Raw genomic sequence first — 20,415 nt, 5'->3', positions numbered from 1 at the left:
ACACCTTCGCACGAAGTGACCGGCGGGGAGCAGCCGACCCATGGACAACCAATCATCCTATGATTCTATGATGGGCGGCATGGTGAGCGAGGAGACTTCGACGACGACCTTCACACCGGAACGGACACTGCCCGGAACACCCGTGTCCGACCGGGAGCCGGCCGAACCTCCGGTGCCCCCCACGCGCGCGTGGACGACCCGCCTCGTGGTCGTCGGCATCGTCCTGACGGCCCTCAACCTCCGCCCCGCCATCACCAGCCTCGGCGCCCTCCTCGAAGAGGTGCGCGCCGGGCTCGGCATGAGCGGCAGCGTCGCCGGGCTCCTCACCTCCGTGCCCCCGCTCTGCTTCGCCCTGTTCGGCGTCATGGCGCCCCGGCTCGCCCGCCGGTTCGGTCCGGCCACCGTCGTCTGCGCGGGCATGGCCGCCATCGCCGCCGGCCTGCTGATACGGCCGTACGCCGGCGGCACGGCCGGATTCGTGGCCGCGAGCGCCCTCGCCCTGATGGGCATCGCCGTCAGCAACGTCCTGATGCCGGTCATCGTCAAGCGCTGGTTCCCGGACCGGGTCGGCTCCATGACGGGCCTCTACTCCATGGCCCTGGCCCTCGGCACCTCCGCCGCCGCCGCGATCACCGTGCCCATGACCGAGGCGCTGGGCGGGAGTTGGCGGACCGGGCTGGCGGTGTGGGCGCTGCTCGCGACAGCGGCCGTGGTGCCGTGGCTCCCGTCGCTCCGGGACCGCCACCGGGGCGCGCGCCCCGCGGAACACCCCGGGGGAGCACCGCGCACCGCGCGCGAAGCGGCGCCCGCCCTGCGGATCACCCGGAGCCGTACCGCCTGGGCGCTCGCCGTCTTCTTCGGCCTCCAGGCCACCGCCGCCTACATCGCGATGGGGTGGATGGCGCAGATCTTCCGCGACGCCGGGGTCCCGGCCGGCACGGCGGGGCTGCTGCTGGCCGTCACCATGGTGATGGGCGTGCCACTGGCCTTCGTGATCCCCCGGCTCGCCACCCGCCTGCCCCACCAGGGGCCGATCGTGGTCGCCCTGGGCGTCTGCGGCCTCCTCGGGTACGGCGGCCTGCACCTTGCCCCGGCGGAGGGCGCCTGGGCGTGGGCGGTGCTGATCGGCATCGCCAACTGCTCCTTCCCGCTCGCGCTCACCATGGTCGGCATGCGGGCCAGGACCGGCGCGGGCGTCGCCCAGCTGTCCGCCTTCGCGCAGAGCACGGGCTACCTGATCTCCATCCCCGGCCCGCTCCTCGTCGGCGTCCTCTACCAGCACAGCGGCGGCTGGGGCCTGCCCCTCGCCCTCATGGCCGCCCTGATGCTCCCGCAGATCGCCGTGGGCGTCCTGGCGGGCCGCGACCGGGTGGTGGAGGACGAGGCGGCCCGCTGAGGCCGACCCGGCGGCCCCACCCGGGGACAGGGGTGCGAGACTGGGCGCATGCCAGTGCTCGACCCGAACCCCCAGAACGGCCAGAAGAAGATGCTCCTGGTCTTCGGCTCGTTCCTCGCCATCTTCGTCGTCATCGGGATCATCGCGGCCATCGCGTCACCCTGACCGCTCGGAAGTCGTCCGGTGGTGGGGATACCCCCCCATCCCCTAGGGGGTGAGTCTCAGGGTGAAGTGGGTGGATCACCGGATGGGGCGGACCGCCCCCGTTCCGTAACGTCGAGATGTGGCCGCAGGGGACCCGCGAGGGCCCACGGAGGACCCGGCCACGAGGACTCGCAGACCACGGAGGCGGCATGTCGGCCCGTACGCACCCCCGGCCCCACCCGGCGACCACGAGCGGCGTCGGCGTCCGGCTCCCCTGGTGGGCGGTCGCCCTGCCCGCCCTCGCCTTCGTCACGCTCCTGCTGCTGATCTCGGACCCCGCGCAGGCCCAGGCCGCCGGCGGAGACCCCGTGATCGCCGACCTCCTGGAGCGCATACGGAACGCCCTGGCGAGCCACACACCGTGACGAGCGTCCGGCCCACCGGAAGCGCATGTACCGGTGGCGGGTATCCGCACTTCAACTCCCTGCGCCCCGTGGCCTGTTTCGTGCGAAGCTGGGACGCATGAGCGTCGCAGAATCCCGCAGGATTGTCCTCTTCCGGCATGCGAAGGCCGACTGGCCCCAGGTTTCCGACCACGAGCGGCCGCTCGCCGACCGGGGCCGCATGGACGCCGCCGTCGCCGGCCGCAAGTTGGCCGACTCCGGAATCCCCTTCGACCTTGCCCTCTGCTCCACCGCCGTCAGGACCCGCGACACCTGGAAGCTGGCCGTTCATGAACTGCCCGAGCGGCCGAAAACGGTCTATGAGGAGCGGATCTACGAGGCCTCGCCCGGCGAGTTGATCGCCCTGCTCAACGAAACCCAGGACGACATGCAGAACGTCGTGCTGATCGGCCACAACCCAGGAATCCAGGGCCTCGCCGACATCCTCGCCGGCAGTTCCGAGGGCGACGCACGCGAGCGCATGAACCGCCACGGGTTCCCGGCCGCCGCCTTCGCTGTGCTCACCTTCGAGGGAGCGTGGAAGAGCCTGGAGCCGGGCGTGACCACCCTGGCCGACTACTGGGCGCCCACCGAGTAACGCCGCCGCGCAGCCGACCCCCGGCACGTGGGACCCGGCACGACAGGGGCTCGGCACCATCTGGTGTCGGGCCCCTGTCGTATGCCTCGCCTCGGCTACTCGTCGTGCGTGTCCGCCGCCTCGACCTCTTCACGAGTCACCCCGAGGAGATACAGCACGGTGTCGAGGAAGGGGAAGTTCACCGCGGTGTGGGCGGCCTCGCGCACCACCGGCTTGGCGTTGAAGGCGACGCCCAGACCGGCCGCGTTGAGCATGTCGAGGTCGTTCGCGCCGTCGCCGATCGCCACGGTCTGGGCCAGCGGGACCCCCGCCTCGGCGGCGAACCGGCGCAGCAGCCGTGCCTTGCCCGCCCGGTCCACGATCTCGCCCACGACCTTGCCGGTGAGCCTGCCGTCGACGATCTCCAAGGTGTTGGCCTGAGCGAAGTCGAGGCCCAGCCGCTCCTTCAGGTCGTCCGTGACCTGGGTGAATCCGCCCGACACGACACCGACTTGGAAGCCGAGCCGCTTCAGCGTACGGATCAGTGTGCGCGCGCCCGGTGTGAGCCGGACCTCGCTGCGCACCTTCTCCACGACCGAGGCGTCCAGCCCCTCCAGCAGCGCCACCCGCGCGTGCAGCGACTGCTCGAAGTCCAGTTCGCCGCGCATCGCCTTCTCCGTGACCTCGGCGACCTCCTTCTCGCAGCCGGCGTGCGCCGCGAAGAGCTCGATCACCTCGTCCTGGATGAGCGTGGAGTCGACGTCCATCACCACCAGCCGCTGGGCCCGGCGGTGCAGCCCCGCCGCGACCACGGCGACGTCCACGCCGAGTGCCACCGACTCGGTGACCAGCGCGGTCCGCAGCGTCTCGGGCTCCGTGCCGGACACCGCGAACTCCACTGCCGTCACCGGGTACTTGGCGAGCCGGAAGATACGGTCGATATTGCCGCCGGTGGCCGTGATCCGGGCGGCGATGCGGGCGGTGGACTCGGCGGTCAGGGGGTGGCCCAGCACGGTGACGTGGGAGCGGCCGAGACCGCGGGGCCGGTTGTCGCCCAGGCCGGAGATGATCTCCGCCTGCATCTTCATCGACTCCGCCCAGCTGTGCACGGTCGCCCGCAGGTCGCCCTCCTGCCCGGCGGGCGGCTCGGTCACGAGCGCGCACAGCACGATCCGGCCACGGGTGACGACCTGCTCGATGTCGACCACGTCGACGGAGTACGCGGCGAGGGTGTCGAACAGCCCGGCGGTGATCCCCGGCCGGTCCTTGCCGAAGATCTTGACGAGGAGGGTGGGGATGTCAGAGGAGGTCTGCGAAGCGCTCATGATGGGCCAACCGTATCCGGCGTCCCGTGCCTTTTGCCCCTGAGGTCCGCCCAGCGGACGGAAAACACTGGGTTACCGGCGGCTGAAGCGCACCGGGATCCCGCACGACACCTCGGAGGCCGGCTCCCGTGTGAATGCGGCTGCCGGCCCCCAGGGGCGCCGCCGCGCGGTCGCCGCAGGCCGGAGCGCATGCCTGACATGGTCCCGTACGTGCCTCGGGCCCCGCCTTGCGCGGCCCCGTTCATGGCCGGGGCCCATCCGGCTGACCGTGCCACCCGTAGGGGGCCGCTCGGGTCGGCCGAGCCGCTGTGGGGGACCACTCGGGCCGACCCAGCGGCTGTGGGGGACCGGTCGGGTGGCCCAGCCGCTGCGGGGGCTCGTCCTGCCGACCCGCCGCCGCGGAGGGCCTGCCTGGCGTGACTCCGCCGCTGTAGGGGCCGTCTGGCAGCTCCCGCCCGGCTAGCTGGAGCCTCGCCCTACAGCGGCACCGCCCCGAGCCGCTGTAGGGGCCGCCTGGCTGCCCCCCGGCCGCCTGGAGGCTCGCCCCCGGGGCCCGACCCCGCCGGAGGCACTCCCGCCTCTCACGGGGCCTCTCACCGCCCGCGTGGGCCTCGCGGCGGGGAGGAGGCGGGGCGGCCCTCCTCCGGTGGAGGCGGCGGTGCTTACCAGATGCCTGATCCCGACCCTGATCCTGATCCTGATCCCGACCCTGATCGCGAGCCTGACCCGGACCCAGCCTCCGACCCAGGACCCGACCCAGGTCCCGGCCTCGACCCAGGTCCCGGTCCCCCGCCGGACCCCGACCCCGGCCCCGGCCGTCGGGATGGCGGTGTGAACCGCCGGGCCACCGTGGGCGCCCGTACACATCGGGGGCTCCGGCACAGCCTGCGCCCGGAGCCCCCGGAGCCCCGGAGCCCCGGAGCCACGCCCGCCCCCTCCCTGCCTGCCCCGGCCCTCCCCGCCCGACCCATCGTCGCCCCGCCCAGCCGACCCCTGCCCGGACCGGCGACGCTCGCCGTACTCGCCGTACTCCCCTGGCCCCGAACCCTGAGCCCCCGGCATCCCCGCAGCTCCTCCGGCAGCCGCAGGTACGGATTGGTGTCCGGGTTCGGCGGGCGGTACGGCGTAGCCGGCGTGTACGGTCCGGACGGCGTGCCGGCCCCGGGGCCCGGCGGTCGCCCCGCCCGCCCGCACCCCGTCCCCACGAGCCGACGGCGACGCCCGCAGCCCGGCTGCCCGTGTCGCGCAGGCCAGCACCGCTCCGGCGGCCCCGCCCCGGCTCCCCACAGCGCGCCCAGCACCACCGCCGTCGCCGTCCGCCCCCGCAGCTCCACGCCCGCGTCGAACGCGTCGATGCCGAACAGAGCCAGCGAGGCGTCCACCGACACCTGCGTCAACCACACGAGCAGCGGCAGTGCCACCGCCGTCGCGACCCCTAGCCGAAGCGCGCAGCGCCCGATGAAGCCGAGCACGCTCCCGTCCCGTGCATCCGCACCGGACACACCTCCGGCAGCAGTGGCAGCCGGGCCCCGTACGAACGGCGTACGCACGGCGGTCAGCACCCCCGCGTACAACATCATCAGCGCCGCCGCGAGACCGAGCAGCCACAGTCGCCCGTCCAGTTCGGCGAGGCGGCCGAGGGTGACGGGTTCGCTCGCGTCGACGCGCAGCAGTTCCCCGAGCGGGACGGGCAGGAGGTCGGCCAGTGCCCCGGTCGCCCCGCCGTCCCAGGGGACGAGGAGGCCGAGAGGGACGCCCAGCCAGACCCCGTTCGGAGCGCCGAGGAGGGCCGCGCCGGCGATCCGCTTCGGGTGGGGGTCGCCGACCGCCGCGTACACCGCCGCGGCGAGCCCGGCCAGGACCGCCACCAGGAGCACCGTGACCATCGCGGACACGGCGGGCCGTACGACCCGGTGCATCCGGTCGAGTCCGGGCGGCAGCGGAGTGCGGCGCGAGGCCAGCAGGGCGATGAGCAGCACGCCGAGGCACCAGGTCAGGCCGCCGAGGACGGTCGGCACGGTGTCGACCGTGAAACCGACCTTGGCGTCGGTCGAGGCGAGGTCGCCCAGCCGGTCCGGCAGCAGACCGCCGCCCAGGTCGCTCAGGTCGCCGAGCCCGGGGATCTCGACGTTGTCGAGGTCGCCGCCGCCCGGCAGTTGTTCGTCGATGCCGAGGCGGCTGCCGTCGAGGGTGATGACCGCGTTCCCGGCCCAGGCCAGCCCGCCCATCAGGGCCGCGAACAGCGCGAGCACCGCGCCCGCGCGCGCGAGGAGTTCGCCGGCCGGGACGACAACTCCCGTGCCGCGCAAGGAACGTAGGAAGAACCAGGACAGCAGGAGCGCACCCACGAGGCTGACACCCAGTGGCGTGATCTCGACGGCGGTGGTCGCCTGCGCCCCTTCCAGGCCCATCACGGACACATCGCCGGACGGGGTCACCGACCCACCCGCCCCGAGCGCCACAACCGCCGCGGTCATGGGCCCGAGTTGGCCCGCCGCGTCGGCTTCCAGCAGATGCAGACCGAGCGCCGCCGCCCCGGCCATGCCGATCAACGCCCAGCTCACGGCCGCGATCGCGGAGAACACCACGTCCCCCCACGGCACGCGCCTGCCATGGTCAACATACCGGTCGCTCATGGTCGGACCCCCCGATCCGCATCGCGGAGTTGCACCGCTGATGTCCCCCTCGCGGGGGATTACCACTCTCCGGCCCGGTTTCAACCCCGTCAACGGGGCGGGGAGACGCCCTCGTACGTTCTCTTCACAAGGCCCGACTTTCGGTCAGGGGGTCGAGCCTGAAATAGTTCCCCCCGATGTTCGACATCCCTAGACTCCCTGTGTTGGGGGTAATTCGGGGGACAACTCAGTGGGGCATGGAGTGCCGGAACTCGTACTGGAATTGAACGGACAAACCTGGACGCTCGATCCGTCCAGGGCATATACCCTCGGACGTGATCCGCAGGGGGACATCGTGTTCGACGACGCCAGGGTGTCCTGGCGTCACGCCACGATCAGCTTCGGCGGCCGTAGTTGGGTGATCGAGGACCACGGCAGCACCAACGGCACCTTCGTGCAGGGGCAGCGGATCCACCAACTGGAGATCGGCCCCGGCTCGGCCGTGCACCTCGGCAACGCGACCGACGGACCGAGACTCAGCCTCTCGGGCACCGCCGCGTCCGTCGCGCAGCCCCAGCAGCAGCCGTACGCGGCGCAGGGCGCGAGCGCCGGATACGCCGGTCAGCAGACCCCGCAGCCGCAGGCGCCGCAGGCGGGCTGGCAGCAGCCGCCGGCGGCACAGGTCCCGCAGCAGCAGGGCTTCCCGCAGCAGGGCCCCGGTGGTGGCGCGGGGGCGCCGCCGGTCTACGGCGACCGCAGCCCGACCACGTTCCACCAGCTGGCCCTCGGCCGGGTGATGCGGATCGGTCGTGCCCTGGAGAACGAACTGGTGGTCTCCGACCTCCAGGTCTCGCGCCACCACGCCGAGTTCCACGCGACGCCCGACGGACGCTTCGAGATCCGCGACCTCGGCTCGCACAACGGCACGTTCGTCAACGGTATGCCGATCGCCAAGGGCGGCTCGGCCCTCCTCGGCCCGAACGACATCGTCGGCGTCGGCCACTCGACGTTCCGTATCGTCGGCGACCGACTCGAAGAGTTCGTCGACACCGGTGACGTCTCCTTCTCCGCACGCCATCTGACGGTCACCGTCGACGGCGGCAAGCAGATCCTGAAGGACGTCTCCTTCGGTGTCCCGGAGAAGTCGCTCATCGCGGTCATCGGCCCGTCCGGTTCCGGCAAGTCCACCCTGCTGAAGGCGCTCACGGGCTACCGCCCGGCCAACCAGGGCGACGTCCTCTACGACAACCGGAACCTGTACAAGCAGTTCGCCGAGCTGCGTCAGCGCATCGGTCTGGTCCCGCAGGACGACATCCTGCACAAGGAGCTGACCGTCAAGAAGGCCCTCAAGTACGCGGCCAAGCTGCGCTTCCCGGCCGACACCACGGCCGCCGAGCGCGACGCCCGGATCGACGAGGTGCTGCGCGAGCTGAAGCTCGACATCCACAAGGACAAGAAGGTCACCTCCCTCTCCGGCGGCCAGCGCAAGCGTGTCTCGGTCGCCCTGGAGCTGCTGACCAAGCCGTCGCTGATCTTCCTGGACGAGCCGACCTCCGGCCTCGACCCGGGCATGGACCGCGACGTCATGCAGCTGCTGCGCGGCCTCGCCGACGACGGCCGTACGGTCCTGGTGGTCACCCACTCGGTGGCCGAGCTGGCGATCTGCGACAAGCTCCTGGTGATGGCCCCGGGCGGTTCGGTGGCGTACTTCGGTCCGCCCGAGGAGGCCCTGAACTTCTTCGGCTACGAGACCTGGGCCGACGTCTTCTCCGCCTTCGAGAACTACCGCGACTACGACTGGGCGGGCCGCTGGAAGGGCTCGCAGCACTACCAGATGTACGCCGCGGACATCGACGCCGTCGCCCCGCAGTCGGTGCACATGCCGCCGCCGCAGTCGATGCGTCCGCCGAAGCCGCAGGGCTGGTTCTCCCAGCTCGGCACCCTGGTCCGGCGCTATGTCTCCGTCATCGCGTCCGACAAGGGCTTCCTGGCGCTGACGGTGATCCTGCCGGCCGTCCTCGGCGCGGTGAGCCTGCTCATCGACCCGGACAAGGACCTGCTGGTCCGGAAGATCAACCCGGCGACGAATCTGCCCATCCCGAACGGCACGGCCACCACGGTGCTGCTGATCCTCGCGGTCGGCGCGTGTTTCGCGGGCGCCGCCAACTCCGTCCGAGAGCTGATCAAGGAACGGGTGATCTACGAGCGGGAGCGGGCCACCGGTCTGTCGCGCTCGGCGTACCTGATGTCCAAGGTGATCGTCCTCGGCGCGGTGACCGTGTTCCAGGGCGCGATGGTCGGCGCGATCGGGTTCTCCAGCCGGACGATCCCGGACGAGGCGCTGATCTTCGGCGAGGGCAAGGTCGCCGTGATGCTCGAACTCTCCATCCCGATCATGGGGCTCGGCTTCACGTCCATGATGTTCGGCCTGGTCATCTCCTCGCTGGTGAAGACCGCCGAGAAGACCATGCCACTGCTGGTCATGTTCGCGATCGTCCAGGTCGTCTTCACCGGCTGCCTCTTCGCCCTGCACGGCAGCCCCGGCGTCAACGAGTTCTCGTACCTGATGCCGTCCCGCTGGGCGGTCGCCGCCGCCGGTGCCACGCTGGACTTCAACAACATCAGCCCGCCGAAGGAGGCCGGCGACACCGACCCGCTGTGGGACCACACGGTCGGCGCGTACAGCCTCGACATGATCGCCCTCATCGTGCTCGGGGTGATCTGCGGCTTCCTCGTGGCCCGCTTCCTGCGCCGCCACGAGCCCGAGGTCATGCGGAAGTAGTCCACGGGCAGTGACGTACGAAGGGCGGCACCCGCACCGGGTGCCGCCCTTCCGCGTTATCAGAGGTCCCGCGCGGGCCTCAGTACGCGCTGTTGACGTTGTCGATCGAGCCGTAGCGGTCGGCGGCGTAGTTCGCGGCGGCCGTCAGGTTGGCGACCGGGTCGTACTGGCTCTTCTTCGTGCCCGGCACGTGGTAGGCGTCGAAGGTCGGCTTGATGACCTGCAGCAGACCGATCGACGGGACGCCGTTCTTGGCGTTGATGTCCCAGTCGTTGATGGCGTTCGGGTTGCCCGAGGACTCGCGCATGATGTTCTTGTGCAGGCCGTGGTAGGTGCCCGGGATCTTGTGCTTCTTCATGATGTCGAGGGCCTCGCGGATCCAGCCGTCGAGGTTGTTCGGGTACGACTTCGCGGCGGCGGCCTTGACCTGGGCGGCGCGCTTGGCGGACCGGCTCGCGGCCTCCTTCTTCGCGCGCTCCTGCTCGGCCTTCTTCTTCGCGGCAGCGGCGGCGGCCTTCTTCTCGGCGTCGGCGGCCTGGTTCGTCACGCTGGCCTTCGCGGCGGGGGCCGGGTTCTGGCTGAACGCCGCCGGAGCCGCGGACACCGTCTGCGTGGCGGTCTGAGCCTCGGCCGGCACCAGCGAGAACGCGAGGGCGGCGGCACCGAAGGCGGCCACGCCGGCGAACGAGAGCTTGTGGGTCTTGGTCAGCGCGAGACTGTGGCCGGGGATCTTGGCGTTCTTGAGCATGAGTGATGGACCTCTTCGAATAGCGCGGAGGTCGCTCTGCGTGCCAGGTGGGGGACACAGCTGTTCCAGCACAAACGCCGCGGAATGACCCGCGGCGTCGAGCGACGGTTGCCATTCTTAGCGGCCGCAAAATCGCGTGGCAAAGGTGTGACGTACGATGCTGCTTAGTTGTACGGGAACCGGCAAAATGGGACAGACCGCACCGTCCTTCCCGCTCATACCGCCCGTATGTATCTCCTAGGCACCTTCGTACGTGATGTGCGCCCTATGGGGGGCCTCACACGGCCCGGGCGCTGTCTTCACATTCCGTTGCTGGCGCAATGCGCTCTGTGAGGCCCGTCTCCGGCAGGATCAGATGCACGTCCCCGAACTCGTGCCACAGATAACGCCCCGCGACCGCGGCCTCGTACGCGTGGTCGATCGCCGCCCGCCCCGCGACCGCCTCCAGCATCAGCAGGTGCGAGGCCTCCGGCTCGTGCAGCCCGGTCAGCAGCCCGTCGACCGCCCGCGCCCCGCGCTCCGGCGTCACCACCAGATCCGTCCAGCCATCCCGGGCCCGTACGACACCGTCGGACCCGGTCGCCGACTCCACGGCCCGCACCGCCGTCGTCCCCACCGCCAGGACCCGCCCCTCGCCCGCCCGCGCCGCGTTGATCAGCCGCGCAGAGGCCTCGGGCACCGCGAACCGCTCCGGATACGGCGGCTCGTGCGCCTCCGCCGACGCGACCCCGGTGTGCAGCGAGACCGGCGCGAACTGCACACCCCGGCTCACCAGCTCCGCCACCAGCCGGGCCGTGAACGGCCGCCCGGCGCTCGGCATCTCCGCACTGCCCGCCCCGTCCTCGGACGGCAACGCGAACACCGTCTGGTACACGGACAGCGGCTGGTCCCGCTCGGTGTAGGCGTAACGAATGGGCCGCCCGCGCTCCCGCAGCAGCCCGGCGACGGCCGACGAGGACACCCGGGCCCACCACAACCGTTCCCCCCGCTCGCTCAGGGGCTCCTCCAGGACCAGCCGAACGCCACGGGCCAGCCGCACCTCCGTCCCCGCCGGACCGCCCGCACGCGCGCGCGTGGTGCCGCGCCCGTCCGGATCCCGCAGCTCGACCGCCCACCGCCCGTCGTCGCCCCGCGTGGAGAAGTGCACCACCACGCGCGCGTGCCCGATCCTCCCGTCCACCGCCGCCGCCAGCGTCGGCGAGGTGTTGACCACCAGCAGATCGCCCGCCGTCAGCAGCCGCGGCAACGCCGCGAACGCGTGGTGCGACACCTGAGTCCCCCGCGACACCAGCAGGCGTACGCCGTCCCGGTCGAGGCCCGGCCCGCGCTGCTCGGCGGGCACGCGCGCGTGCAGTTCGTCGGGCACCCGCACCGTCGCCGTCGTCATCGCCCCTCCAGCAGCGACGGCGCCGCGTAACGGCCACTGACCGGCCGCTCGTCGAGCAACCGAAGGAAGGCCGGCACCACACCGGCCGGCGACGGCCGCGGATCGTCGTCGTCCGGTACGGCCGCCGCGTACAGGTCCGTGCCCATGTCCCCGGGATCGACGGCCCACACCCGCAGTTCCGGCTCCTCCTCCGCCAGCACCGCCGACAACTGGTCCAGCGCCGCCTTCGAGGCCCCGTACCCGCCCCACGTCGCGTACGCCTCGGCCGCCGCGTCCGAACTGACGTCGATCACCGTGCCCGCACCCGAGGCCCGCAGCAGCGGCAGCGCCTCCTGGACCAGCCCCAGCGCCGCGACCACATTCACCTCCAGCGCCCGCCTCAGCCCGTCCAGGGGCAGCTCCTCCAGCCGTACGAGCGGCTCGGCGCCCAGCGCGCTCGCGTTGTTCACCAGCAGGTCCACCCCGCCCAGCGCCCGCGCGGCCGCCACCAGCTCCGCCCGGTGCCCGGCGTCCGTGACGTCCCCCGCCAGGGCCTCCACCCGCGTCCCGTACGCAGACAGCTCCGCCGCCGTCTCCTTCAAGAGCCCGGCGGTCCTGGCGTCGAGCACCAGATCCCACCCGCGCTCAGCCAGCGCCGCGCCCAGTGCCCGGCCCAGCCCCTTCGACGCCCCCGTGATGATCGCTACCGGCATGACAACCGTCCCCTCGTCCTCGCCCGCCTCCGAACCGGGTGGCGGTGATCCCAACGTAGGAACCGCACCGCTCCCACCGCCTCGTACGCGGGCCGCAGAGCCCCGGGGCCCTTCGCCCTAGGTCACCGGGCCGGGCCCAGGGGCCTGGTCCCGGTCGCAGGCCGCCGGACCCGCATCCCCGGACCTAGGTCCGGTCGTAGGCCCAGGGCCTAGGTCCGAGGGCCCCGCTGAGGCCACCGGCGGTCCGATCCGCGCCGTCGGACCACGCCGGTACGGTGAGGTCATGAGTCAAGGTCCCCGGTCCGGCCTCGCCGCGGTGAGCAGTGCCCTGCTGGCCATGAGCAGGCACCTGGAGGTGCGCGACGTCCTCAAGACGATCGTCGCCTCCGCGCGTGAGCTGCTGGACGCGGAGTACGCCGCACTCGGCGTCCCCGACGACCACGGAGGCTTCGCCCAGTTCGTCGTCGACGGCGTCAGCGACGCCCAGTGGAAGGCCATCGGCCCGCTGCCGCGCCAGCACGGCATCCTCGCCGCGATGCTCCACCAGGCCACCCCCGAGCGCCTGGCCGACGTCCGCAAGGACCCCCGCTTCGAGGGCTGGCCCAGCGCCCACCCCGACCTGATCGACTTCCTGGGCCTGCCCGTCCGCGACGGCGACGAGGTCATCGCCGCCCTCTTCCTCGCCAACAAACGCTGCCCCAAGCCCGAGGGGGGCTGCGGCTTCACCGAGGAGGACGAGGAACTGCTGTCGATCCTCGCCCAACACGCCGCCATCGCCCTGACCAACGCCCGCCTCTACGAGCGCAGCCGCGAGCTGACCATCGCCGAGGAACGCTCCCGGCTCGCCCACGAACTCCACGACGCCGTCAGCCAGAAGCTGTTCTCCCTGCGCCTGACCGCCCAGGCCGCCGCCACTCTGGTCGACCGCGACCCCTCCCGCGCCAAGGGCGAACTCCAGCAGGTCGCCGCCCTCGCCGCCGAAGCCGCGGACGAGCTGCGCGCCGCCGTCGTCGAACTCCGCCCCGCCGGGCTCGACGAGGACGGCCTGGTCGCCACCCTGCGCACCCAGGTCCACGTCCTGGACCGCGCCCACAGCGCCCGCGTCACCTTCTCCGGCCGCGGTGCCCGCGCGCTGCCCGCCGCCCAGGAGGAGGCCATGCTGCGCGTCGCCCAGGAGGCCCTGCACAACGCCCTGCGGCACTCGGCGGCGAAGCGGGTCGACGTCACGCTGGACCGGCACGGAGGGGGAGCCGTCCTGCGGGTCACCGACGACGGTGACGGTTTCGACCCCCAGGCCGTACGCCGCGCGGGACGCCACCTCGGCCTGGTCTCCATGCGTGACCGGGCGAGCGGGGTCGGCGGCAGGCTGGCCGTGGAATCGGCGCCCGGCAAGGGCACGACCATCGAGATGGAGGTCCCCGGTGGCTGACGCGATCAAGGTGCTCCTCGTCGACGACCACCAGGTGGTACGCCGCGGACTGCGCACCTTCCTGGAGGTGCAGGACGACATCGAGGTCGTGGGCGAGGCCGCCGACGGCGCCGAGGGGGTCGCCCGTGCCGAGGAGCTGAGGCCCGACGTCGTCCTCATGGACGTCAAGATGCCCGGCATGGACGGCGTCGAGGCGCTGCGCAGACTCCGCGAACTCGACAACCCCGCGCGCGTGCTCATCGTCACCAGCTTCACCGAGCAGCGCACGGTCGTCCCCGCCCTGCGGGCCGGGGCCGCCGGGTACGTCTACAAGGACGTCGACCCCGACGCCCTGGCCGGCGCCATCCGCTCGGTCCACGCCGGGCACATCCTCCTGCAACCGGAGGTCGCCGACGCCCTGCTGTCCCAGGAGGAGGCCAACTCCGGCCAGGGAAGAGGCGGTTCACTCACCGAGCGGGAGCGCGAGGTGCTGGGCCTGATCGCCGACGGCCGCTCCAACCGCGAGATAGCCCGTGCGCTGGTGCTGTCCGAGAAGACGGTGAAGACCCACGTCTCGAACATCCTCATGAAGCTCGACCTGGCGGACCGGACCCAGGCCGCACTGTGGGCGGTACGCCGTGGTGTGACCGGATGATGTGCGGATTGTCCGGCAACGCGGAGGGTTCCGCTCCGGGCTGAGATTCATACTGTCGGGTGTATGTCCCCCGGGTGGCGCATCCTGCCGGGACCCCCGGCGTTCTTCAGTGCGTGCTGCGTGCGACCGCCGCAGTGATCGCAAGGAAGGGCTCAAAGTGAAGAACCTGAAGAAGGCCGCCGCTGTCACGATGGTGGCCGGTGGCCTCGTCGCCGCCGGTGCCGGTATGGCCTCCGCCACCGACGGCGGGGCGCACGCCGACGGCAAGGCCATCGGCTCGCCGGGCGTCGTCTCGGGCAACGTCATCCAGGCCCCGGTCCACATCCCCGTGAACGCGGTCGGCAACAGCGTCAACGTCGTCGGCATCCTGAACCCGGCCTTCGGCAACCTGGGTGTCAACCACTGACGTTCCCTTCCCGGAACACTCGTGACCACCGGCCTTCCAGGCACTCCCTGGAAGGCCGGTCAGGTCTGTCCGAAGTCGTTTTCCTCCCGGGACAGTCTCGTCCTGCGGTCGTCTCGTCCTGCAGTCGTTCCATCGCCTCAATGCGCCGAAGGCGCCCTTCCCGTCTTTCACGCGTACCACCGCGGACGCGCCAGGCGTTGATCAGCGCACGGCCCGCGAGCGGGCCGGCCCCTTACGACGCAGGAGGAACGCAGCTCATGAACTTCGCCAAGAAGGCCGCCCTGACCGTCACCGCCGCCGGACTCGCCGCGGGCGCCTCGTCCGGTGCCGCCGTCGCCGACTCCTCCGCGGACAGCGCCGCCGTGCATTCCCCCGGTGTCGGCTCCGGCCTCGACGTCCAGGTCCCCCTCGACGTCCCTGTCACGGTCACGGGCCTCAGCGCCAATCTCATCGCCGCGCTCAACCCGACGTTCGGCAACGTCAGCGCCAACCACTGACCCACCGCTGCGCTGGCCCTATCCAGCCGCCTCAACTGCGGGCAATCGTGCCGCTGGGGCGATGGGGGCACCTCCCGCTCGAGCGAAGCCGAGAGTGGGGTGGGCGCAGCGGCACCTCGTAGCGCCGAGTTGCGCAGCCGATCCCCGGCTCAGCCGCAACTGCCGGGCACCACACAGCCGAGGCCCCCGAGACCCGCGCCCGACTACCGACCCCGCTCCCGCTCCCGCTCCTCCACGAACGCGTTGTACGCCGCCACCTGCGCCCGCCGAGCCGTCCGCTCCACCGGCCGCAGTGCCGCCGTCCGCGAGGCCATCTCCGACGCGCTCACCGCCCCGCCGTGCCCGTTCTCGAACGCCACGGAGATCAGCAGCCCGACGCGCTGCGCCAGCTCCAGCACCCGTACCGCACGCGGTGGATACCCGGGCGCCAACACCTCCCGCCCCCGCTCGGCACGAGCCCGGTACGCGTCGATCGCCGCCTCCGCCACCGGCCCCGAGGCCGCCACGTCCAGCCGCGACAGCACCGCCGTCGCCTCCCGCAGCGCCTCCGCCAGCTCCCGTTCGGCCTCCCCGAGCGAGGGCACATCGGCCGGAGGCGCCTCCCGCACCTCCAGGCAGTGCCAGACGACCTCGACGTGCTCGTCGTCCTCGGGCCCCACCAAGGAGACCTCCGGCACCAGCCCGAGCGCACTGCCGTGGCAGACGACTGCCTCCTCCGCCTCCAACGCCCGCTTGTTGAACTCCGGCGGACCGCTCAGCCCCAGCGGATGCCCCGGCGCCGGCAGCGCGACCCGCAACCCGGTCACCCCGAGCGCCCGCAACCGTCCCAGCCCGAGCGTCAGCCCGACGGGCCCCGACTCGCCGGGCAGCCCCGCCACCCGGTGCACCGCGTCCTCCCCGACGATCGCGAGCACGGCGTCATCCGGCGAGACAAGTCCGGCAAGAAGGGCATTTCCCCATGAGGTGAGACGTCCTGAGCGTGGTTCGGAGAGCATGCCCCCACCCTAAGGACGACCGAGGCGATGGGTGGCCCGACCGGTGGCGTAGATTTCCCTATGGGCTGCGCCCACCCGGCGGTGGCTCCAACCACAGGCGTACGCGACAGCCGAGACAGGCCGACACTGCAAGGGGAGACAGCGCGCTCATGAGCGATGTTCTGGAGCTGGAGGACGTATCCGTGGTCCGCGAGGGCCGGGCTCTGGTGGACCAGGTCTCCTGGTCGGTCAAGGAGGGCGAGCGCTGGGCCATCCTCGGACCGAACGGCGCGGGCAAGACGACCCTCCTGAACATCGCGTCCAGCTACCTGTACCCCAGCAAGGGCACCGCCACGATCCTCGGCGACACCCTCGGCAAGGTCGACGTCTTCGAGCTGCGCCCCCGCATCGGCATGGCCGGCATCGCCATGGCGGAGAAGCTCCCCCGGCGCCAGACCGTCCTGCAGACCGTGCTGACCGCCGCGTACGGCATGACGGCCACCTGGAACGAGGACTACGAGGAGGTCGACGAGCTGCGCGCCCGCGCCTTCCTCGACCGCCTCGGCATGAGCGAGTACGTCGACCGCAAGTTCGGCACCCTCTCCGAGGGCGAGCGCAAGCGCACCCTCATCGCCCGTGCCCTGATGGCCGACCCCGAGCTGCTCCTCCTCGACGAGCCCGCCGCCGGCCTCGACCTCGGCGGCCGCGAGGACCTCGTACGCCGCCTCGGCCGCCTCGCCCGCGACCCGATCGCCCCCTCCATGATCATGGTCACCCACCACGTCGAGGAGATCCCCCCGGGCTTCACCCACGTCCTGATGATCCGTCAGGGCAAGGTCCTCGCCGCGGGCCCCCTGGAGCTGGAGCTGACCTCCCGCAACCTCTCCCTCTGCTTCGGCCTCCCGCTCGTCGTCGACCAGCTCGGCGAGCGCTGGACCGCCCACGGCCTGCCGCTCACCTGACCTCCAACTCCCACCGAACTTCCGCCGGTCGGACGCGCCGGGGCCACAACCCGGCCCGGGCGCACCCGACTTGGAAGCCCTCTGTACGCGATCTTTGACCGCGCACTCTGTTCGGCGGCCCGATCGCGGTTCTACCATTGCCGATGTGGACAGCATCGACGCATGGGTGTGGTGGCTGATCGGCGCGGCCGGGCTCGGGATCGCCCTCGTCGTGACCGCGATGCCCGAGTTGGGAATGCTCGCCCTGGGCGCGGTCGCCGGAGCCGTGGTCGCGGGGCTGGGCGGTGGGGTCGTACTCCAGGTCGTCGTCTTCGCGATCGTGTCCGTCGCGCTCATCGCCGTCGTCCGGCCCATCGCGGCCCGGCACAGATCGCAGCGGCCAGAACTCGCCACCGGGATCGACGCGTTGAAGGGCAAACACGCCGTCGTCCTGGAACGGGTCGACGGCGCGGGCGGCCGCATCAAGCTGGGTGGCGAGGTCTGGTCCGCCCGGGCGCTCGACACCGGCCAGGCTTTCGAAGTGGGCCAGGAAGTGGACGTCGTCGAGATCGAGGGAGCCACGGCGATCGTCATGTGACCTCGCACGACGTGGTCACGAGGCGATGACGCTATGGCGTGAACGCCCCACCGGGCAGGCGGTGTTCTGCCAGACTCGACCACAAGATCCTCAACGGCCTCGTCAGGCATAGGATCTTCAGGATCTTGAGGACCTTCAAGATCTTCAGGAAGTGACACGGCGGAGAAGGGCTCGGGGAGCAATCGATGGAACCGATCATCATCGTCCTGATCATTCTGGTGGTGTTGGTCTTCATCGCCCTGATCAAGACCATCCAGGTGATCCCACAGGCCAGCGCGGCCATCGTCGAGCGGTTCGGCCGCTACACGCGCACACTCAACGCGGGCCTCAACATCGTGGTCCCCTTCATCGACTCCATCCGCAACCGCATCGACCTGCGCGAACAGGTCGTGCCGTTCCCGCCGCAGCCGGTGATCACCCAGGACAACCTGGTCGTGAACATCGACACGGTCATCTACTACCAGGTCACCGACGCCCGCGCCGCGACCTACGAGGTCGCCAGCTACATCCAGGCGATCGAGCAGCTCACCGTCACCACCCTGCGCAACATCATCGGTGGCATGGACCTGGAGCGGACCCTGACCTCCCGCGAGGAGATCAACGCGGCCCTGCGCGGCGTCCTCGACGAGGCCACCGGCAAGTGGGGCATCCGCGTCAACCGCGTCGAGCTGAAGGCGATCGAGCCGCCCACCTCCATCCAGGACTCGATGGAGAAGCAGATGCGCGCCGACCGTGACAAGCGCGCCGCGATCCTCACCGCCGAAGGTACGCGCCAGGCGGCCATCCTCACCGCCGAGGGTGAGAAGCAGTCCCAGATCCTGCGCGCGGAAGGTGAGGCCAAGGCCGCCGCCCTGCGCGCCGAGGGCGAGGCCCAGGCCGTACGTACGGTCTTCGAGGCCATCCACGCCGGCGACCCGGACCAGAAGCTCCTGTCCTACCAGTACCTCCAGATGCTCCCGAAGATCGCCGAGGGCGACGCCAACAAGCTCTGGATCGTCCCCAGCGAGATCGGCGACGCCCTCAAGGGCCTCTCCGGCGCCATGGGCAACTTCGGCAACCTCGGCGGCGGCCCGAGCGTCCCCAGGCCGGCGGACGGCAACAGCGAACGCCGCGAGAAGCCGGCGATCGACTGACCGGAGCACACGACGATGGGCCCGCCTTCGAAGCAGAAGGCGGGCCCAAGTCTTTTGCTTCTGAGGGGCGCGGGGAACTGCGCGATCAGCCACGACGGACCCGCGGCCCGCGAACTACACGAACCCCAATGGCGTTACGCGGCCCCCTGCGAGAGCCAGGCGGGCAGCGCATCGAAGTCATCGTGGCCCAGAGACAGCAGCATCGCATCCGCCGGCGTCGGCTCGAACGGCTGCCGCAGCAGCGGCATCCCCGCCTGCTCCGGAGTCCGGTCCGCCTTGCGGTGATTGTCCTCGGCGCAAGAAGCCACCGTGTTCAGCCAGGTGTCCCCACCACCCCGCGAACGCGGCACCACATGATCCACGGTCGTCGCCCGACGACCGCAGTACGCGCACCGGTGCCTGTCCCGTACCAGCACACCCCGCCTCGACCACGGCGCTTGTCTTCGGAACGGCACCCTCACGTACCTGCAGAGCCTGATCACCCGGGGCGCCGGTATGTCGACCGCGGCTCCGCGCATGCGCAGCTCGGGGTGGGTCTGCTCGACGACGGCCTTGTCCTGCAGTACCAGCACGACGGCTCGGTTGAGCGTCACCGTCGACAGCGGCTCGAAGCTCGCGTTCAGTACCAGCGTGTCCCGCATTCCAGCCCACCTCCTGTGCCAGCCCACCCCCCGGCGGGCTTGGATCAACTCTGGCCGGGCACGCCGAGATGGACAACGCAATAAAAAATGCCCGTCTCTGATCACTTCCAAGACCAGAGACGGGCAAACGTTCAATGAACGTCCGGCTTCGTTACTTTCCCGCCACAGCGGAGTACTCACCGATGAGTTGGGCGCGGGCCAGGGTGTGGAACCGCAGGTTGAACCCGACCACCGCGGGAGAAGCATCCGAATCCGGACCGAGCTTCTCCTGGTCCACGGCGTACACCGTGAACACGTACCGGTGCGCCGGATCGCCGGGCGGCGGCGCGGCTCCGCCGAAGTCCTTCGTCCCGTAGTCGTTGCGCGCCTGGACGGCGCCCTCGGGCAGTCCCTCGAACTTCCCCGAGCCGGCACCCGTCGGCAACTCCGTCACCGACGCCGGGATGTCGAACACGACCCAGTGCCAGAACCCGCTCCCCGTGGGGGCGTCCGGGTCGTAGCACGTCACGGCGAAGCTCTTGGTCTCCGGCGGGAAGCCCTCCCAGCGCAGCTGCGGCGAGGTGTTCCCCTCCGCGTAGACCTGGGCGTCCTTGAGCGTGGAACCCGCCTCGACGTCCTCGCTCGCGACCGTGAAGGACGGCACGACCGGGTGGAAATCGTGGGGGAGCGGCGGCCTCTTCGGCTCGGTCACCTGGATACCTCCTGATGGATCCGGGGTGGGTGTGGTTCCGGTGGTACCGAGCCTAGAACCAGCTGCGCTTGCTGCCGACCTCGGACAGCCACTGGTTGAGGTACGCCGCCCAGTCCGTGCCCTGGTAGTCGTGCAGACCCACCCTGAAGGAGCGGAACGAGTCACTGCCCTCGCTGAACAGACCGGGCTTCTTGTCCATCTCCAGCACGACGTCCATCTCGCGCTCGTCCGCGACGAAGCTCAGCTCCACCTGGTTCAGGCCGTGGTACTGCTGCGGCGGGTAGAACTCGATCTCCTGGTAGAACGGCAGCTTCTGCCGGGTTCCCCGGATGTGCCCGCGCTCCATGTCCGCGTTCTTGAAC

At 71.2% G+C, this 20,415-nt stretch carries 21 protein-coding genes; 12 read left to right on the top strand and 9 right to left on the bottom strand.

Going from position 1 to position 20,415, the window contains the following annotated elements; all coding sequences use genetic code 11:
* The first annotated feature begins 67 nt into the window (after nt 1-67).
* The 4 genes from E4N62_RS13430 to E4N62_RS13420 all read left to right on the top strand — a co-directional run bounded on the left by E4N62_RS13430 (nt 68) and on the right by E4N62_RS13420 (nt 2,581).
* On the top strand, nt 68-1,396 hold the full coding sequence (locus tag E4N62_RS13430; RefSeq protein WP_230214245.1) for an MFS transporter: 1,329 nt from the start codon (nt 68-70) through the stop codon (nt 1,394-1,396).
* Between the two features lie 48 nt (nt 1,397-1,444).
* Nucleotides 1,445-1,561, top strand: a complete 117-nt coding sequence (locus E4N62_RS47955; RefSeq protein ID WP_005477623.1) for an SGM_5486 family transporter-associated protein — start codon at nt 1,445-1,447, stop codon at nt 1,559-1,561.
* 188 nt (nt 1,562-1,749) lie between these two features.
* On the top strand, nt 1,750-1,965 hold the full coding sequence (locus E4N62_RS13425) for a hypothetical protein (RefSeq protein WP_184895803.1): 216 nt from the start codon (nt 1,750-1,752) through the stop codon (nt 1,963-1,965).
* 97 nt (nt 1,966-2,062) lie between these two features.
* Nucleotides 2,063-2,581, top strand: a complete 519-nt coding sequence (locus E4N62_RS13420; protein WP_230214243.1) for a histidine phosphatase family protein — start codon at nt 2,063-2,065, stop codon at nt 2,579-2,581.
* Between the two features lie 95 nt (nt 2,582-2,676).
* On the opposite strand, the gene serB is transcribed toward E4N62_RS13420, so the two are convergent.
* On the bottom strand, nt 2,677-3,885 hold the full coding sequence (gene serB / locus E4N62_RS13415) for a phosphoserine phosphatase SerB (RefSeq protein ID WP_184895806.1): 1,209 nt from the start codon (nt 3,883-3,885) through the stop codon (nt 2,677-2,679).
* A 662-nt stretch (nt 3,886-4,547) separates the two neighbouring features.
* Nucleotides 4,548-6,488 (bottom strand): streptophobe family protein, encoded by a 1,941-nt coding sequence (locus tag E4N62_RS13410; protein ID WP_230214241.1) that lies wholly within the window; start codon nt 6,486-6,488, stop codon nt 4,548-4,550.
* Nucleotides 6,489-6,762: 274 nt separating this feature from the next.
* Here E4N62_RS13410 and E4N62_RS13405 point away from each other — a divergent pair, with 274 nt between their 5' ends.
* Nucleotides 6,763-9,282 (top strand): FHA domain-containing protein, encoded by a 2,520-nt coding sequence (locus E4N62_RS13405; protein ID WP_230214235.1) that lies wholly within the window; start codon nt 6,763-6,765, stop codon nt 9,280-9,282.
* 79 nt (nt 9,283-9,361) lie between these two features.
* Here E4N62_RS13405 and E4N62_RS13400 read toward each other — a convergent pair whose 3' ends face one another.
* From E4N62_RS13400 to E4N62_RS13390, 3 genes are all read right to left on the bottom strand, one after another.
* Nucleotides 9,362-10,030, bottom strand: a complete 669-nt coding sequence (locus E4N62_RS13400) for a transglycosylase SLT domain-containing protein (protein ID WP_230214227.1) — start codon at nt 10,028-10,030, stop codon at nt 9,362-9,364.
* Between the two features lie 277 nt (nt 10,031-10,307).
* Nucleotides 10,308-11,417: an S-adenosylmethionine:tRNA ribosyltransferase-isomerase gene (locus E4N62_RS13395; protein ID WP_230214212.1), complete on the bottom strand. Its 1,110-nt coding sequence runs from the start codon at nt 11,415-11,417 to the stop codon at nt 10,308-10,310.
* Entirely contained in the window at nt 11,414-12,109 is a 696-nt protein-coding gene (locus tag E4N62_RS13390; protein ID WP_230214210.1) for an SDR family oxidoreductase, read from the bottom strand. The genes E4N62_RS13395 and E4N62_RS13390 overlap by 4 nt, the downstream gene beginning before the upstream one ends.
* Before the next feature lie 283 nt (nt 12,110-12,392).
* Between E4N62_RS13390 and E4N62_RS13385 the strand changes: the two genes are divergently transcribed.
* The 4 genes from E4N62_RS13385 to E4N62_RS13370 all read left to right on the top strand — a co-directional run bounded on the left by E4N62_RS13385 (nt 12,393) and on the right by E4N62_RS13370 (nt 15,075).
* Nucleotides 12,393-13,538: a GAF domain-containing sensor histidine kinase gene (locus E4N62_RS13385; protein WP_230214208.1), complete on the top strand. Its 1,146-nt coding sequence runs from the start codon at nt 12,393-12,395 to the stop codon at nt 13,536-13,538.
* Nucleotides 13,531-14,172 (top strand): response regulator transcription factor, encoded by a 642-nt coding sequence (locus tag E4N62_RS13380; protein ID WP_184895820.1) that lies wholly within the window; start codon nt 13,531-13,533, stop codon nt 14,170-14,172. The genes E4N62_RS13385 and E4N62_RS13380 overlap by 8 nt, the downstream gene beginning before the upstream one ends.
* Nucleotides 14,173-14,329: 157 nt before the next feature.
* Nucleotides 14,330-14,578 carry a chaplin ChpE gene (gene chpE / locus E4N62_RS13375; protein ID WP_033529228.1) on the top strand — a complete coding sequence of 83 codons (249 nt, stop codon included), beginning with the start codon at nt 14,330-14,332 and terminating at the stop codon, nt 14,576-14,578.
* A gap of 257 nt (nt 14,579-14,835) precedes the next feature.
* Nucleotides 14,836-15,075, top strand: a complete 240-nt coding sequence (locus tag E4N62_RS13370; RefSeq protein ID WP_230214206.1) for a chaplin — start codon at nt 14,836-14,838, stop codon at nt 15,073-15,075.
* A 203-nt stretch (nt 15,076-15,278) separates the two neighbouring features.
* Here the strand turns inward: E4N62_RS13370 and E4N62_RS13365 are convergent, their stop codons facing one another.
* Entirely contained in the window at nt 15,279-16,070 is a 792-nt protein-coding gene (locus tag E4N62_RS13365; RefSeq protein WP_230214205.1) for a hypothetical protein, read from the bottom strand.
* 149 nt (nt 16,071-16,219) lie between these two features.
* Between E4N62_RS13365 and E4N62_RS13360 the strand changes: the two genes are divergently transcribed.
* The 3 genes from E4N62_RS13360 (at nt 16,220) to E4N62_RS13350 (ending at nt 18,721) form a co-directional block, all read left to right on the top strand.
* Nucleotides 16,220-17,011: an ABC transporter ATP-binding protein gene (locus tag E4N62_RS13360; RefSeq protein ID WP_230214202.1), complete on the top strand. Its 792-nt coding sequence runs from the start codon at nt 16,220-16,222 to the stop codon at nt 17,009-17,011.
* Nucleotides 17,012-17,156: 145 nt separating this feature from the next.
* Nucleotides 17,157-17,588: an NfeD family protein gene (locus E4N62_RS13355; RefSeq protein WP_230214200.1), complete on the top strand. Its 432-nt coding sequence runs from the start codon at nt 17,157-17,159 to the stop codon at nt 17,586-17,588.
* A gap of 185 nt (nt 17,589-17,773) precedes the next feature.
* On the top strand, nt 17,774-18,721 hold the full coding sequence (locus tag E4N62_RS13350; protein WP_230214197.1) for an SPFH domain-containing protein: 948 nt from the start codon (nt 17,774-17,776) through the stop codon (nt 18,719-18,721).
* 134 nt (nt 18,722-18,855) lie between these two features.
* Here the strand turns inward: E4N62_RS13350 and E4N62_RS13345 are convergent, their stop codons facing one another.
* From E4N62_RS13345 to E4N62_RS13335, 3 genes are all read right to left on the bottom strand, one after another.
* Entirely contained in the window at nt 18,856-19,362 is a 507-nt protein-coding gene (locus tag E4N62_RS13345) for an HNH endonuclease (RefSeq protein ID WP_033529234.1), read from the bottom strand.
* Nucleotides 19,363-19,513: 151 nt separating this feature from the next.
* On the bottom strand, nt 19,514-20,053 hold the full coding sequence (locus tag E4N62_RS13340) for a YbhB/YbcL family Raf kinase inhibitor-like protein (protein WP_230214195.1): 540 nt from the start codon (nt 20,051-20,053) through the stop codon (nt 19,514-19,516).
* Nucleotides 20,054-20,105: 52 nt separating this feature from the next.
* Nucleotides 20,106-20,415: sporulation protein (locus E4N62_RS13335; RefSeq protein WP_230214193.1), on the bottom strand; the 310-nt coding region annotated here is incomplete at its 5' end.

Source organism: Streptomyces sp. MNU76, assembly GCF_020982545.1.
In the GTDB taxonomy this organism is placed as follows: Bacteria; Actinomycetota; Actinomycetes; order Streptomycetales; family Streptomycetaceae; genus Streptomyces.
The sequence above is the reverse complement of the archived record's forward strand: the minus strand, read 5'-3'. Positions and strand labels throughout refer to the sequence as shown.

Coding starts and splice junctions, on each gene's coding strand:
- E4N62_RS13345 (WP_033529234.1), bottom strand. CDS start 19,362: ATGCGGGACACGCTGGTACTGAACGCGAGCTTCGAGCCGCTGTCGACG.
- E4N62_RS13400 (WP_230214227.1), bottom strand. CDS start 10,030: ATGCTCAAGAACGCCAAGATCCCCGGCCACAGTCTCGCGCTGACCAAG.
- E4N62_RS13430 (WP_230214245.1), top strand. CDS start 68: ATGATGGGCGGCATGGTGAGCGAGGAGACTTCGACGACGACCTTCACA.
- E4N62_RS13395 (WP_230214212.1), bottom strand. CDS start 11,417: ATGACGACGGCGACGGTGCGGGTGCCCGACGAACTGCACGCGCGCGTG.
- serB (WP_184895806.1), bottom strand. CDS start 3,885: ATGAGCGCTTCGCAGACCTCCTCTGACATCCCCACCCTCCTCGTCAAG.
- E4N62_RS47955 (WP_005477623.1), top strand. CDS start 1,445: ATGCCAGTGCTCGACCCGAACCCCCAGAACGGCCAGAAGAAGATGCTC.
- E4N62_RS13385 (WP_230214208.1), top strand. CDS start 12,393: ATGAGTCAAGGTCCCCGGTCCGGCCTCGCCGCGGTGAGCAGTGCCCTG.
- E4N62_RS13360 (WP_230214202.1), top strand. CDS start 16,220: ATGAGCGATGTTCTGGAGCTGGAGGACGTATCCGTGGTCCGCGAGGGC.
- E4N62_RS13370 (WP_230214206.1), top strand. CDS start 14,836: ATGAACTTCGCCAAGAAGGCCGCCCTGACCGTCACCGCCGCCGGACTC.
- E4N62_RS13420 (WP_230214243.1), top strand. CDS start 2,063: ATGAGCGTCGCAGAATCCCGCAGGATTGTCCTCTTCCGGCATGCGAAG.
- E4N62_RS13350 (WP_230214197.1), top strand. CDS start 17,774: ATGGAACCGATCATCATCGTCCTGATCATTCTGGTGGTGTTGGTCTTC.
- E4N62_RS13365 (WP_230214205.1), bottom strand. CDS start 16,070: ATGCTCTCCGAACCACGCTCAGGACGTCTCACCTCATGGGGAAATGCC.
- E4N62_RS13390 (WP_230214210.1), bottom strand. CDS start 12,109: ATGCCGGTAGCGATCATCACGGGGGCGTCGAAGGGGCTGGGCCGGGCA.
- E4N62_RS13425 (WP_184895803.1), top strand. CDS start 1,750: ATGTCGGCCCGTACGCACCCCCGGCCCCACCCGGCGACCACGAGCGGC.